The organism is Mycobacterium triplex (assembly GCF_000689255.1).
Lineage (GTDB): Bacteria > Actinomycetota > Actinomycetes > Mycobacteriales > Mycobacteriaceae > Mycobacterium > Mycobacterium triplex.
Genome location: NZ_HG964446.1, coordinates 3,852,899 through 3,866,093, shown reverse-complemented (window position 1 = coordinate 3,866,093; position 13,195 = coordinate 3,852,899). Strand labels below are relative to the sequence as shown.

Sequence of the window (13,195 nt, the reverse complement as noted above, 5' to 3'; positions counted from 1 at the left end):
TGGCTTCCGGTCCTGCTGGCCTGGGTCTTCGTCGTCGAGATCGCGGTGGCGGCCGCCGTGCCGCTGGACGCGCGCAACGGGCGGATAAGACCCGCACAACTCGTCGCGCCCGCTCACAGTCGCCCGACCGCCGGGCGGGCACCCCTGATCGTCGGCGACCGGCAGGTCCGCCTGATCGGCCCGGGCGGGCCGACCGCCGACCGCCTGCTGGCCCGTATCGCATCGGAGATGCGCACCGCGATCGAGAAGGTGGAGGCGTTCTGGGGCGTCGACTGGTCGCGCGACATCTCGGTGCTGGTCGCCGGCTCCGACGACGAGTTTCGTGCCGCCGCCGGCGGCGGACCGCCGTCGCAGTGGGCGGACATCGCGGCGGTCACCGTCGCCGATCGCATCGATCCCGCGCACCGGGTGGTCGCCGGCCAGCGGATGGTGTTCGCGCCGGGCGCGGCGACCATGAGCGACTCGGCTTTGCGAATTGTGTTGACACACGAGCTTTTTCATTACGCGTCGCGCGCCGACACCGCGCTCGACGCGCCGCAGTGGCTGGCCGAAGGCACCGCCGATTTCGTAGCTCGGCCCGACACCCCGGTCCCGGCCGAGGCGCGCTCACAACCCGTGTCGTTGCCCTCGGACATCGACCTCAACACGCCCGGGCCGCAGCGCTCGGTGGCCTACGACCGCGCCTGGTGGTTCGCCCGCTTCGTCGCCGGCACCTTCGGGGCGCCGAAATTGCGCGCCTACTATCTGGCCGTGTGCGGTGTCGCGCACGTCGAGCCGTTCACTGCCGCGCGCGACGTCCTGGACATCGACTCGGTCGGTCTGCTCGGGCGCTGGCAGCAATGGATGGTCGGCGGGGCCTGACTTCTTTTCAGACCACTTGGCGGTCTGCATCGTCGTCAGGCTAGCCTGAGGCAAGTGAGCCGGGTCCTGCTGGTAACCAACGACTTTCCGCCCCGGCGTGGCGGCATCCAGTCCTACCTGCGCGAGTTCGTCGCCCGGCTGGTGAACACCGGGTCGCACGCGGTGCTGGTGTACGCGCCGCAATGGAAGGGCGCCGAGGTCTTCGACGCGGAGGCGGCCGGCTATCGGGTGGTGCGCCACCCGGGCACCCTGATGCTGCCGGGGCCGGCCGTCGATGCCCGGATGCGCCGGCTGATCGGTGACCACGGCATCGACACCGTGTGGTTCGGCGCGGCCGCACCCCTGGCGCTGCTGGCGGCGCGGGCCCGGCGGGCCGGCGCGAGCCGGGTGCTGGCCAGCACGCACGGCCATGAGGTGGGCTGGTCGATGCTTCCGGTGGCGCGGTCGGTGCTGCGGCGCATCGGCAACGACACCGACGTCGTGACGTTCGTCAGCCGCTACACGCGGTCGCGGTTCGCGACGGCCTTCGGGCCCGCGGCGTCGCTGGAATACCTGCCGTCGGGGGTCGACACCGACCGGTTCCGGCCCGACCCGGCCGGCCGCGCGGAGCTGCGCAACCGCTACCGGCTGGGGGAGCGGCCCACCGTCGTGTGCCTATCAAGGCTGGTGCCGCGCAAGGGCCAGGACATGCTGATCAAGGCGTTGCCGTCGATCCGGAACCGCGTCGACGGCGCCGCGCTGGTGATCGTCGGCAGCGGCCCCTACCTTGACACGCTGCGCCAGCTGGCCGCCGACCGCGGCGTGGCCGACCACGTGACGTTCACCGGCGCGGTGCCGTCGGCGGAGCTGCCCGCCCACTACGCGCTGGCCGACGTGTTCGCGATGCCGTGCCGCACCCGCGGCGCGGGCATGGACGTCGAGGGCTTGGGCATCGTGTTCCTGGAGGCTTCGGCGACCGGAGTGCCGGTGATCGCCGGGGATTCGGGCGGCGCCCCGGAAGCCGTGCAGCACAACAAGACTGGACTCGTCGTCGATGGAAACTCGGTGCAAGAGATCGGCGACGCCGTCACCGAGTTGCTGGCCGACCCGGCCCGGGCCGCCGCGATGGGCACGGCGGGACGCGCGTGGGTGACGTCGCAGTGGCGCTGGGACACACTCGCCGCCCGGCTGGCGGGGCTGCTGACACCGGTGTGAGCGCCCGGGGCGTTATTCCGTCCGGTAGAGCGCTTCGATATCGGAGGCGAACTTCTCGGCCACCACGTTGCGCTTGAGCTTCATCGTCGGGGTCAGCTCGCCGGTGTCCTCGGTGAAGTCGACCGGAAGAATGCGGAATTTGCGGATCGACTCGGCATGCGACACCGACAGGTTGGCCTGCTTGACCGCGGCGTCGACCTCGGCGACCAGATCGGGATCGGTGGCCAGATCGCCCACCGACGAGCCCTCGGCCTTGCTGTTGCGTTCCTTCCAGCCGCCGAAGGCCTCGGGGTCGATCGTAATCAGTGCGCCGACAAAGGGTTTGGCGTCGCCGACCACCATCGCCTGGCTGATCAACGGGTGCGCCCGCAGCTGGTCCTCGAGCACGGCGGGGGCAACGTTCTTGCCACCGGCGGTGACGATGATCTCCTTCTTACGTCCGGTGATCTTCAGGAAGCCGTCCTCGTCGAGCGCGCCGAGATCGCCGGTCTTGAACCAGCCGTCGGCGAACGCCTCGGCGGTGGCCTGCTCGTTGCGCCAGTAGCCGCTGAACACCACGCCGCCGCGCACCAACAGCTCACCGTCGTCGGCGATGCGCATGCTGTTGCCCGGCAACAACGTTCCGACGGTCCCGATCTTGACCCGGCCGACCTGGTTGACCGTGATGGCCGAGGTGGTCTCGGTCAGGCCGTAGCCCTCGTGGATGGTCAGGCCCACCCCGCGGTAGAAGTGGCCGAGCCGCGCGCCCAGCGGTGCGCCGCCGGACACCGACGCGTGGCAGTCGCCGCCCAGCGCCGCACGCAGCTTGTGGTAGACCAGCCGGTCGAACAGCGCGTGCTTGGCGCGCAGCAGCAGCCCGGGCCCGCCGTTGTCGTGGGCCTCGCTCCAGTCGACGGCGGTTTGCACGGCCCGCGCGAAGATCGGCCCCTTGCCGTCGTTGGCGGCGTTCTGCTCGGCCGTGTTGTAAACCTTCTCGAACACCCGCGGCACCGACACCACGACCGTCGGCTTGAACACCGCGAACATCGGCAGCAGGTTTTTGATGTCGCTGGTGAAGCCGACGGTCACCTTGTTGGCGAACGCCGACAGCGTCAGCGCGCGGGCCAACACGTGGGCCAGCGGCAGGAAAATCAGCAGCCGCTGCCCCTCGTTCAGCAGGGTCGGCAGGCACTCCTTGGCGCCCCGCGTCTCGTAGAGCAGGTTGGAATGCGTCAGCTGGCACCCTTTGGGACGTCCGGTGGTTCCCGACGTGTAGATCAGCGTCGCGGGATCGTCCGAGCGCAACGCGGCCAGCCGGGCGGTCAGCTGCTCGGGATCGACCGACGCGCCCTCCTCGACGAGCTGGTCGAGCGCCTTGGGGCCCGCGCCGTCGATGTGCAGCACCCGGCGCAGCGCCGGAAGTTCGCCGGTGAGCTCGGTGATCGTCGCGGCGTGCGCGTCGGTTTCGGCGAACGCCACGACCGCTTCGGAGTCCTGCAGCACCCAGCGCACCTGCTCGGCCGAGGAGGTTTCGTAGATCGGGACGGTGACGGCGCCGATGGACAGGATGGCCAGGTCGAGGATCGCCCACTCGTAGCGGGTGGCCGAGAAGATCGACACCCGGTCGCCGGCCTGCACGCCCAGCGAGATCAGGCCCAATGCCGCCGCGCGAATCTGCTGGGCCGCCTCGGCGCACGTGACGTCGGTCCATACCCCGTCGATCTGACGTTGATAGATGACAAAGCTTGGGTCGTCGCGCTCGTGCTCGAAGACCATGGTCGCGATGTTGTCGTGCTCGCCGACAGAGAAGCGGGCAGGAACGCTGTACTCACGCACGGTTTTGACCTCGATTGACCTAGTGACCGGTGGCCGGGTTGCTGTAGCCCAGCCTAATCGCGACATTCGCGCAGCAACCAAGCGGTCGGTTGGGCGACGTCGGCGTCGACTCGGCGGCGAGCCGCGCATATTGATGTGTGAAGCTGACACGATGCACAGCATCCAGATCGCGGACCAGACGTATGTCGCCGCCGACGGCGCACTGGTCGGCGCCGCGATCGGCGATCGGTCGAGCTGGCAACGGTGGTGGCCGGATCTGCGGCTCAAGGTCGTCGAGGACCGGGCCGAAAAGGGCATCCGCTGGGCGGTCACCGGGGCGCTGACCGGCACCATGGAGGTGTGGCTGGAGCCCTCGCTGGACGGAGTGGTGTTGCACTACTTCCTGCACGCCGAGCCCACCGGCGTGGCCGCCTACCAGCTGGCCAAACTGAACCTGGCGAAAATGACGCATCGCCGCCGGGTGGCGGGCAAGAAAATGGCTTTCGAGCTCAAGACGACGCTGGAACGGTCACGACCGGTCGGTGTTTCTCCGGTAGTTTAACTCCGGTCAAGGTTCGCCCGGAGAGTACCGTTTCGGTCCGAAGGCGGGGTACTACCGGAGATGACCGGGGGTGAACCCCCTTGCGGGAGAGAAGGTAGCGGCCAGGTGGCGGAAAAGACGACCCAGACGATTCACATCGAGGCAGATCCCGGCACGGTGCTGCAGGTGATCGCCGACATCGACTCTTACCCGGACTGGATCTCGGAGTACAAGGAAGCCGAGGTGCAGGAGCGCGGCGCCGACGGCTACCCGAAGACCGTGCGATTCGTGATGGACGCCGGGGTCATCAAGGACACCATGGTGATGTCCTACCAGTGGCCGGCCGACCACAAGTCGCTGAGCTGGACCCTGGTGTCCAGCTCGCTGCTGCGGTCGCTCGAAGGCTCATATCGGTTGGCGGCCAAGGGTTCTGGAACCGATGTCACCTACGAACTCTCGGTCGATCTGGCTATCCCGATGATCGGGTTGCTCAAGCGCAAGGCCGAGCGCCGGCTGACCGACACCGCATTGAAGGATCTCAAGAAACGAGTCGAGGCTGAGTGAGTTCGTTTCACCCACCCCTCCCTTCTCCAGGGCCAGGATCAGTCTCTTCGTTGGGAAGGGCGGGGTAGGAAAATCCACCCTCGCTGCTGCCACCGCGGTCTGTGATGCGATCGAGGGGCAGCGCGTGCTGGTGGTGTCGACCGACCAGGCGCACTCGCTGGGCGACGTGCTCGGCATTCCCGTGCCGCCCAGCGGTCGCGGCGAGCCGGTTCGGGTGCTGGCCGACGAGACCGCTGAGACGGGCGGTGGCTCGCTCGACGCGATGGCGCTGGACACCCTGGCACTGCTCGAGGCCCGGTGGCACGAGGTGGTCACCGCCCTGGATCGGCGGTTCCCCGACTCCGAGCTGAGCAGCATTGCTCCCGAAGAACTCTCGGCGTTGCCGGGCATTCAGGAAGTGCTCGGACTGCACGCGGTCGGCGAGCTCGCGGCGTCCGGACAATGGCATCGGGTCGTCGTCGACTGCGCCTCGACCGCGGACGCGTTGCGCATGCTCACGCTGCCCGCCACGTTCGGGCTCTACGTCGAGCGCGCCTGGCCGCGCCACCGCCGGCTGTCCATCACCGCCGACGACGCCCGCTCCGCCGCGGTGGTGGAGCTGATCGAACGCATCAGCTCCAGCGTCGAGCGGCTCGGCGCACTGCTCACCGACGGGGATCAGGTCAGCGCGCACCTGGTGCTGACGCCCGAGCGTGTGGTGGCCGCCGAGGCGGTCCGCACGCTGGGCTCGCTGTCGCTGATGGGGGTGCGCGTCGAGGAGCTGATCATCAATCAGGTTCTGGTCGAAGACGAGTCCTACGAGTACCGCAACCTGCCCGAGCACCCGGCCTTCTACTGGTATGGCGAGCGCATCAGTGAGCAGCGGGCGGTGCTCGAGGAGCTCGACGCCACGATCGGCGACGTCGCGCTCGTCATGACGCCGCACTTGGCCGGGGAACCGATCGGCCCCAAAGCGCTGGGCGGATTGCTTGACAGCGCCCGACTTCGGCGTGGAGCGGCCCCACCAGGCCCATTGCGTCCTATTGTGGATCTCGAATCGGGGTCGGGACTTGGGTCGATCTACCGGATGCGGCTAACGTTGCCCCAGCTCGACCCCGGATCGCTGTCGCTGGGCCGGGTGGACGACGACCTGATCATCAGCGCCGGCGGGTTGCGGCGCCGGGTCAGGTTGGCGTCCGTACTACGACGGTGCACGGTCCAAGACGCGCATCTGCGGGGCGGTGAGCTGACAGTACGTTTTCGACCAGATCCGGAGGTGTGGCCTAGGTGAGTAAGGCACACCCCGATATCGGTCCGGAACTGCGCAAGCTCGCCGAGGCCATCCTCGACGGGATCGACCCCGCCGTGCGCGTGGCCGCCGCGATGACGGCGGGCAACGGCGTCGGGACCGGCAAGTGTCAGCAGATCTGGTGCCCGGTGTGCGCGCTGGCCGCGCTGGCGACCGGCGATCAGCACCCGCTGCTGACCGTGATCGCGGACCACAGCATCGCGCTGCTGGAGGTGATCCGCGCGATCATCGACGACATCGACCGGTCCGCGCAACCGCCTCCCGACGGGCCACCCGGCGGCGGCGCACCGGCCGAGGACGCCCCCGCGGGCCCCGCCGACGCGCGGACGCGATACCAGCCCATCCCGGTCACGATCGAAGAGTGATCCACAGGGTTTGAAAGTGGTCCCCTCCGTCGCGGATGGGTACAGTTGGCGCAGAACACCAGCGGGTTTCGGGCGAGAGGGAGGGCCATGTGGTACTGGCTATTCAAGTACATCCTCCTGGGCCCGCTGCTGCAATTGCTTGGCCGTCCGAAAGTCGAAGGCCTGCAACATCTTCCGACTAACGGCCCGGCGATCCTAGCCAGTAACCACCTCGCGGTGATGGACAGCTTCTATCTGCCGCTGGTGGTGCGGCGGCGGATCACCTTCCTGGCGAAGTCCGAATATTTCACCGGCACCGGAATCAAGGGCTGGTTCAGTCGGTGGTTCTTCACCGCCGTCGGGCAGGTGCCGATCGACCGCAGCAATGCCGATACCGCTCAGGCCGCACTGGACACCGCGCAGCGGGTGCTGGGCGCGGGCAAGTTACTGGGCATGTACCCAGAGGGCACCCGCTCGCCGGACGGCAGGCTGTACAAGGGCAAGACGGGCCTGGCCCGGCTGGCACTGGAGACCGGTGTTCCGGTGATTCCGGTCGCGATGATCGGCACCGACGTCGTCAACCCGCCGGGCACCACGATGCTGCGCTTCGGCAAGGTGACGGTCCGGTTCGGCAAGCCGATGGACTTCTCCCGATTCGACGGCTTGGCCGGGAACCGATTCATCGAGCGGGCCGTCGCCGACGAGGTCATCTACGAGCTGATGGGGCTGTCCGGTCAGGAGTACGTCGACGTCTACGCCGCCACGGTCAAGAACCGCGGCAACGCGTCGAACGGTCAGGGCCCCGACGACGACGCCGCGCGGATCCCCGAGACCGCAGCCGGCTGACCGACTAACTGGCGACGTTGACGTCGCTGAAGAACTGACGTCCGGCCTCGGAGTCGTTGCGCACCTGCGCCTCCCGAGCGCTGACCCGGGCGGTGACGGTGAGTCCGGCCGCGACGATCACCGCCAGCGCCCACCACACGTAGGACATCCCGAGCAGCTGACGCCACCAGTTGGCGGTCTCCTCATGGTGCTTGGGCATCAGCTCGAGTGGCTCCCAGACCATCAGTCCCACTCCGGCGGCGGTGAGCACGCCCAGCGCGATGTTGCGGCGCCGCCAGCCCAGGATCGCGGTCACCAGCAGCGCCGGCAGCGCCCATACCCAATGGTGTGACCACGACACCGGCGACACCATCAGCCCGAACAGGGCCACGCAGATGACCGCCAGGGTCGTCTCGCCGGCCTGCAACACCCGTCGCATCGCCCAGACGGTCAGCGCCAGCACCGCCAGGCACAGGCCCACCCACAGCAGGAAACGCAGCTGCTCGGAAAGCCCGATCCGGGCCAGTGCGCCCGCGATGTTCTGGTCGGTGTTCAGCGCCGCGGAGCCGATCCGATCGGTGTGGTGCACGGTGTGCGTCCAGTACTCCCACGAGTCGCTCCAGGCCAGGATGAACCCGACCAGCGTCGCCGCGGCGAAAGACGTCACGGTCGTCAACGCACTGCGAAAGTCCCGACGCACCAGGAAATACAGCAGGAACACCGCGGGGGTGAGTTTGAGCGCGATGCCCAACCCCAGCAGCAGCCCGCGGGGCCACGGCGTGCGGCGCGGCACGCAGTCGGCGACCACCAGCGTCATCAGCACGACGTTGATCTGGCCGAAGGCGAAGTTCGAGGCGATGGGCTCCAGCCAGATCGAGGCCTGCGCCACCACGAGCACCGCCAGCCACCATCGGCGCAGCCAGGCCGGCCCTCCCACCAGCGACGAGGTGCTCCACACGTCGAGGCGGGTCAGCACGATCACCGTCGAGACGATCAGCAGCACCAGGGTCAACACGGTGATCGCGACGCTGGCCGCCGGCATCTGCAGCCAGGCGAAGGGGCTGAACACGATCGCGGCCAGCGGGGGATAGGTGAACGGCAGATTCAGCCCGATGGGTGTGTGGAACAACACGTCGCCGCGGTACAGCGGACGGCCGTCCAACCACGTCTGGCCGCCCATCTGATAGATGTCGATATCGATGCGGTACGGGATGTGCGCAAACAGGCCCCAGGCCGTGTAGCCCAGCGTCGCGGCGGCCAGCAGCCACAACAGACACCACAACAACGCCCGCCCCGGTCGGCTGCCCACGATGGGTGCCTGCGAATTACTCATGTTGCAGAACAGCGTAATCGGTGCCCACGGCCGTCAGGTCGCGCAGCGCGGCTCCCGCGTCGCGGGGATGGCCGGGCGTACGTTGCAAAGGTGTTCGACTGGTTCCTGCACAGAGTGGCCCACTGGTTCTCCCAAGATATCGTCCACGGCGGCCGGTTACCGTTGCTGTGCTGCCTGGTCGCCTTCATCCTGACCTTCTTCGTGACCCGAACTTTCGTGCGCTTCATCCGGCACCGCGTCGAGCGCGGCCTGCCCGCCCGGTGGTGGCAGCCGCGCAACGTCCACATCGGGGGAGTGCACATCCACCACGTGACGTTCGGGGTGGTGCTGGTGATGATCTCCGGGCTGACGCTGGTGACGCTGTCGGACAACGGCCAAGAACCCGAAAACACAGTGTCGGCAATCATTTTCGGCATCGGTGCGGCACTGGTGCTCGACGAGTATGCGCTGATCCTGCACCTGTCGGACGTGTACTGGGAAGAGGACGGCCGCAGTTCGGTGGACGCGGTCTTCGCCGCGGTGGCGGTGGCCGGATTGCTGATCATGGGCCTGCACCCGTTGATGTTCTTGTTCCCGGTCGCCCGTGACACGGAGTCGTCCGCTTGGCACGTCGCGGTGGTCGGCGCGCTGGTGATGACGCTGCCGCTGGCGATGGTCGTCCTGCTCAAGGGCAAGGTGTGGACCGGCCTGCTCGGCATGTTCATCGTGGTGCTGCTGGTCATCGGGGCGATCCGGTTGTCGCGACCGCATGCCCCGTGGGCTCGCTGGCGATACACCACCACACCGGACAAGATGCGGCGCGCATTGCAGCGGGAGCGCAAATGGCGTCGGCCCGTCGTGCAGGCCAAGCTGTGGTTGCAGTGCGCGATCGCCGGTACGCCGCGGGTGCCCGACGATCGCCTGGTCGACGCCCAGCTCGACCACGACGTCCATCCCGCGGCGCCACCCGAGGGGACCGAGCCCATCCTGCTCGCCAGATAGCCGGGACCTAGGCTTTCTTGGTGCGGTACTTCTACGACACCGAGTTCATCGAGGACGGCCGCACCATCGAGTTGATCTCGATCGGGGTGGTCGCCGAAGACGGTCGCGAGTACTACGCCGTGTCCACCGAATTCGATCCCGAGCGTGCCGGGGCCTGGGTGCGCGCCAACGTGCTGCCCAAGCTGCCGCCACCGGCCTCGCAGCTGTGGCGCTCGCGCCAGCAGATTCGGCACGACCTGGAAGAATTCTTCGGCATCTCCGGCGGCCAGGCCGCCGAACCGATCGAGCTGTGGGCCTGGGTGGCCGCCTACGACCACGTCGCGTTGTGCCAACTGTGGGGGCCGATGCCGGGACTGCCGAAGGCGATACCGCGCTTCACCCGGGAGCTGCGCCAACTGTGGGAGGACCGGGGATCGCCGCGGTTACCGCCGCGGCACCGCGACGTCCACGATGCGCTGGTCGATGCCCGCGATCAGATGCGCCGATTCAGGCTGATAGTGTCCGGCGACGATGCGGGCGCGAAAGCGACCCGATAAATAGCCCCGGCCGGAGCTGCTGCGCGCACGACGAGTGGCGTTAGCCCAGGCTGGCCACAGATATCATGGACCGATGAACTGGACCGTCGACATACCGATCGACCAGCTGCCGGCACTGCCGCCGCTGCCCGCTGACCTGCGGACCCGGCTGGACGCCGCGCTGGCCAAGCCGGCCGCTCAACAGCCGGCCTGGCCCGACGAGCAGGCCGCGGCGATGCGCACGGTCTTAGAAAGCGTCCCGCCGGTGACGGTGCCGTCCGAAATCGTGCGGCTGCAGGACCAACTCGCCCAGGTCGCCAAGGGCGAGGCGTTTCTCTTGCAGGGCGGCGACTGCGCCGAGACCTTCGTCGACAACACCGAGCCCCACATCCGCGGCAATGTCCGCACCCTGCTGCAGATGGCGGTGGTGCTGACCTACGGCGCCAGCCTGCCGGTGGTCAAGGTGGCCCGCATCGCCGGTCAGTACGCCAAGCCCCGCTCGGCCGACATCGACGCGCTGGGCCTGAAGTCCTACCGCGGCGACATGATCAACGGCTTCGCCCCGGACGGCGCCGCGCGCGAGCACGACCCGTCGCGGCTGGTGCGCGCCTACGCCAACGCCAGCGCGGCGATGAATCTGATGCGGGCGCTGACGTCGTCGGGGTTGGCCTCGCTGCACGGCGTGCACGACTGGAACCGGGAGTTCGTCCGGACCTCGCCGGCCGGCGCCCGCTACGAGGCGCTGGCGGCCGAGATCGACCGCGCGCTGAGTTTCATGAGCGCGTGCGGCGTGGCCGACCGCAACCTGCAGACCGCCGAGATCTACGCCAGCCACGAGGCCCTGGTGCTCGACTACGAGCGGGCGATGCTGCGGTTGTCCGAATCCGAGGGCGGCGAGGCGCAGCTGTACGACCTGTCGGCGCACACGGTGTGGATCGGGGAGCGGACCCGGCAGCTCGACGGCGCGCACATCGCGTTCGCCGAGGTGATTGCCAACCCGATCGGCGTCAAGCTCGGCCCGACGATGACGCCCGAGCTGGCGATGGAATACGTCGAGCGCCTCGACCCGCACAACAAGCCGGGCCGGCTCACCCTGGTCAGCCGGATGGGCAACAACAAGGTCCGCGACCTGCTGCCGCCGATCATCGAGAAGGTACAGGCCACCGGTCACCAGGTGATCTGGCAGTGCGACCCGATGCACGGCAACACCCACGAGTCCTCCACCGGGTACAAGACCCGCCACTTCGATCGCATCGTCGACGAGGTGCAGGGCTTCTTCGAGGTGCATCGCGCGCTGGGCACGCACCCGGGCGGCATCCACGTCGAGATCACCGGCGAGGACGTCACCGAGTGTTTGGGTGGCGCACAAGACATTTCGGACCACGACCTGGGTGGCCGCTACGAGACGGCGTGTGACCCGCGGCTGAACACCCAGCAGTCGCTGGAGCTGGCGTTCCTGGTCGCCGAGATGCTGCGCGACTAACTTCGCACGGTAAGCGGCTCGAATTGCGGGGCGTCCGCAGAAGCGGCCGGGCGCTGCGGTGCCCGCGTGAACCGGGCTCGAAGGTTGCCCCACATGATGCGCGGTATCAAGGCGGGATCCCGCAGCCGCGACGGTGGGTCGATGAAGTTGGAGACCCGAAAGAAGCGTTCGGTCAGCACAACATCGTGGGCGGCGGCTTTGAGGGCGGCCCTGGACATCCAGCGGGATAGCCGCTGCCACATGGAATTCCGGTCGTGAGTCGGGGAAGTGACTCGCGACCTGGCTTGATCGGCGGCCCACGTCTCGGCGATGTAGTTCGCCGTCGCGCGGAAATAGCGTTGTGCCAGGCCGGTTCTGCCCACGGCGAGGCAGTCGCGCAGGGTCAGCGCTTCCAGGGCGGCGATCGTCATGCCCTGGCCGTAGGTCGGGTCGAGGCTGCACAACGCGTCGCCGATCACCAGCAGCCCCGCGGGGAACCGGGGCATCCGGTCATAGCGCCGCCAGACCGCCGCGGTGTGGCGATAGGTGACGGCCTCGCCGAGGGGCTGGGCATTGCGCAGCCCCTCGGCGATCGCCGGGGGAAGACTCTGCTCGGCGATCGCGAGCATCGAGGCGAAATCAGTTGGCGGCTTGCCGGTTTCGGCCGGTTGGCCTATCGCCAGCATCCACATGTCGTGCTCGCAGGCGAGCAACAGGCCACCCGGCTTGCCGCCTCCCGGGTTGAACAGCACCAGCCGCTGGGCGATGGAGCCGTCGGGGATGCTCAACTGTTGGGTCGAGTAGCCCAACCTGGTCTGCGCCCGGTGCTCGGCCGGCCGTTCGAATCCCAGCTTCTCCAGAAACAGCGGGGTGCGCGCCGCCCGACCCGTGGCATCCACCACCAGATCGGCGTCCAGCGTCGTGAGAAACCCGTTGTAGCGCCTGATGATTCGCACGCCGTTGACGATGTCCGCGGTGGTGACGAGTTCAGACACGTCGTGTCCGTCGAGGAAGGTCACGTTGGGCAGGGCCTTGACGCGCCGGCGCAGGTGATACTCCACAAACGGCCGGCTGGCCAGATGAATCGCCAGCGCGGCCGGATCGGCGAATCTGCCGGACGTTTTCATCTCGTAGCGCCCGAACCGCACGTAGAAGTTCGACAGCTCGCCGTCGTCGACGACGACCGCCCCGGCTCGGGCCAGGTCGGGCAACAATCCGGGAAACAGTTCCTCCAGCACCTGCAGGCCGCGGCTGTGGAAATTATGGACATGGCGGCCCTGGGGGATGCCCCTGCGATGGCACGGATAGTCGGGCAACCTATCCCGCTCGACCACACTGACCGAGTCGTAGAACTCCGAAAGTACGCGCGCGGCAAGTAAACCCGCCATTCCGGCACCCAGTACGACTGCGTGCTCGCCGAGCCGGTTCGGCGAGTCGACGCCGAGCATTGTCGAACCCATGCAGCAGCACGCTACACCGAAAATAAGAAAAAT

Annotated in this window: 12 protein-coding genes and 1 pseudogene; 10 read left to right on the top strand and 3 right to left on the bottom strand. The window is 68.1% G+C overall.

The genetic code is table 11. The features are described 5' to 3' along the window. Positions 1-12: 12 nt before the first annotated feature. Together BN973_RS17945 and pimB are read left to right on the top strand one after the other, a co-directional pair. Positions 13-861 carry a hypothetical protein gene (locus BN973_RS17945; RefSeq protein WP_169718168.1) on the top strand — a complete coding sequence of 283 codons (849 nt, stop codon included), beginning with the start codon at positions 13-15 and terminating at the stop codon, positions 859-861. Positions 862-915: 54 nt separating this feature from the next. Then, positions 916-2,055: a GDP-mannose-dependent alpha-(1-6)-phosphatidylinositol monomannoside mannosyltransferase gene (gene pimB / locus BN973_RS17940; protein ID WP_036469854.1), complete on the top strand. Its 1,140-nt coding sequence runs from the start codon at positions 916-918 to the stop codon at positions 2,053-2,055. Between the two features lie 12 nt (positions 2,056-2,067). Here the strand turns inward: pimB and BN973_RS17935 are convergent, their stop codons facing one another. Next, complete coding sequence (locus BN973_RS17935) at positions 2,068-3,870, bottom strand: AMP-dependent synthetase/ligase (RefSeq protein WP_036469853.1); 1,803 nt, start codon at positions 3,868-3,870, stop codon at positions 2,068-2,070. Positions 3,871-4,021: 151 nt separating this feature from the next. On the opposite strand from BN973_RS17935, the gene BN973_RS17930 reads away from it, so the two are divergent. The 5 genes from BN973_RS17930 to BN973_RS17910 all read left to right on the top strand — a co-directional run bounded on the left by BN973_RS17930 (position 4,022) and on the right by BN973_RS17910 (position 7,432). Continuing rightward, complete coding sequence (locus tag BN973_RS17930; protein WP_036469852.1) at positions 4,022-4,411, top strand: hypothetical protein; 390 nt, start codon at positions 4,022-4,024, stop codon at positions 4,409-4,411. Between the two features lie 105 nt (positions 4,412-4,516). After that, positions 4,517-4,954 (top strand): SRPBCC family protein, encoded by a 438-nt coding sequence (locus BN973_RS17925; RefSeq protein WP_036469850.1) that lies wholly within the window; start codon positions 4,517-4,519, stop codon positions 4,952-4,954. Continuing rightward, complete coding sequence (locus BN973_RS17920; RefSeq protein WP_084163444.1) at positions 4,947-6,224, top strand: ArsA family ATPase; 1,278 nt, start codon at positions 4,947-4,949, stop codon at positions 6,222-6,224. The genes BN973_RS17925 and BN973_RS17920 overlap by 8 nt, the downstream gene beginning before the upstream one ends. Further along, positions 6,221-6,607 carry a hypothetical protein gene (locus BN973_RS17915; protein WP_036469844.1) on the top strand — a complete coding sequence of 129 codons (387 nt, stop codon included), beginning with the start codon at positions 6,221-6,223 and terminating at the stop codon, positions 6,605-6,607. Before BN973_RS17920 ends, BN973_RS17915 begins: the two co-directional genes overlap by 4 nt. An 87-nt stretch (positions 6,608-6,694) precedes the next feature. Continuing rightward, on the top strand, positions 6,695-7,432 hold the full coding sequence (locus BN973_RS17910) for a lysophospholipid acyltransferase family protein (protein WP_036469842.1): 738 nt from the start codon (positions 6,695-6,697) through the stop codon (positions 7,430-7,432). Between the two features lie 33 nt (positions 7,433-7,465). Here the strand turns inward: BN973_RS17910 and BN973_RS17905 are convergent. Beyond that, positions 7,466-8,744: pseudogene (locus BN973_RS17905) on the bottom strand (glycosyltransferase 87 family protein); the annotation flags it as partial. A 105-nt stretch (positions 8,745-8,849) separates the two neighbouring features. Here BN973_RS17905 and BN973_RS17900 point away from each other — a divergent pair. From BN973_RS17900 to BN973_RS17890, 3 genes are all read left to right on the top strand, one after another. Further along, entirely contained in the window at positions 8,850-9,725 is an 876-nt protein-coding gene (locus BN973_RS17900; RefSeq protein ID WP_407067545.1) for a hypothetical protein, read from the top strand. A gap of 20 nt (positions 9,726-9,745) precedes the next feature. Further along, positions 9,746-10,261, top strand: coding sequence for a polyadenylate-specific 3'-exoribonuclease AS (locus BN973_RS17895; RefSeq protein WP_036469837.1), 516 nt, complete (start codon positions 9,746-9,748; stop codon positions 10,259-10,261). A 73-nt stretch (positions 10,262-10,334) separates the two neighbouring features. Further along, positions 10,335-11,723 (top strand): class II 3-deoxy-7-phosphoheptulonate synthase, encoded by a 1,389-nt coding sequence (locus BN973_RS17890; RefSeq protein ID WP_036469835.1) that lies wholly within the window; start codon positions 10,335-10,337, stop codon positions 11,721-11,723. Here BN973_RS17890 and BN973_RS17885 read toward each other — a convergent pair. Then, on the bottom strand, positions 11,720-13,162 hold the full coding sequence (locus tag BN973_RS17885; RefSeq protein WP_036469832.1) for an FAD-dependent oxidoreductase: 1,443 nt from the start codon (positions 13,160-13,162) through the stop codon (positions 11,720-11,722). The two genes, BN973_RS17890 and BN973_RS17885, sit on opposite strands and share 4 nt — an antisense overlap. Between the last annotated feature and the right edge of the window lie 33 nt (positions 13,163-13,195).

Excerpts from the sequence above, each read along its gene's own strand:
- BN973_RS17890 (WP_036469835.1), top strand. The coding sequence starts at position 10,335 with ATGAACTGGACCGTCGACATACCGATCGACCAGCTGCCGGCACTGCCG.
- BN973_RS17930 (WP_036469852.1), top strand. The coding sequence starts at position 4,022 with ATGCACAGCATCCAGATCGCGGACCAGACGTATGTCGCCGCCGACGGC.
- BN973_RS17885 (WP_036469832.1), bottom strand. The coding sequence starts at position 13,162 with ATGGGTTCGACAATGCTCGGCGTCGACTCGCCGAACCGGCTCGGCGAG.
- BN973_RS17910 (WP_036469842.1), top strand. The coding sequence starts at position 6,695 with ATGTGGTACTGGCTATTCAAGTACATCCTCCTGGGCCCGCTGCTGCAA.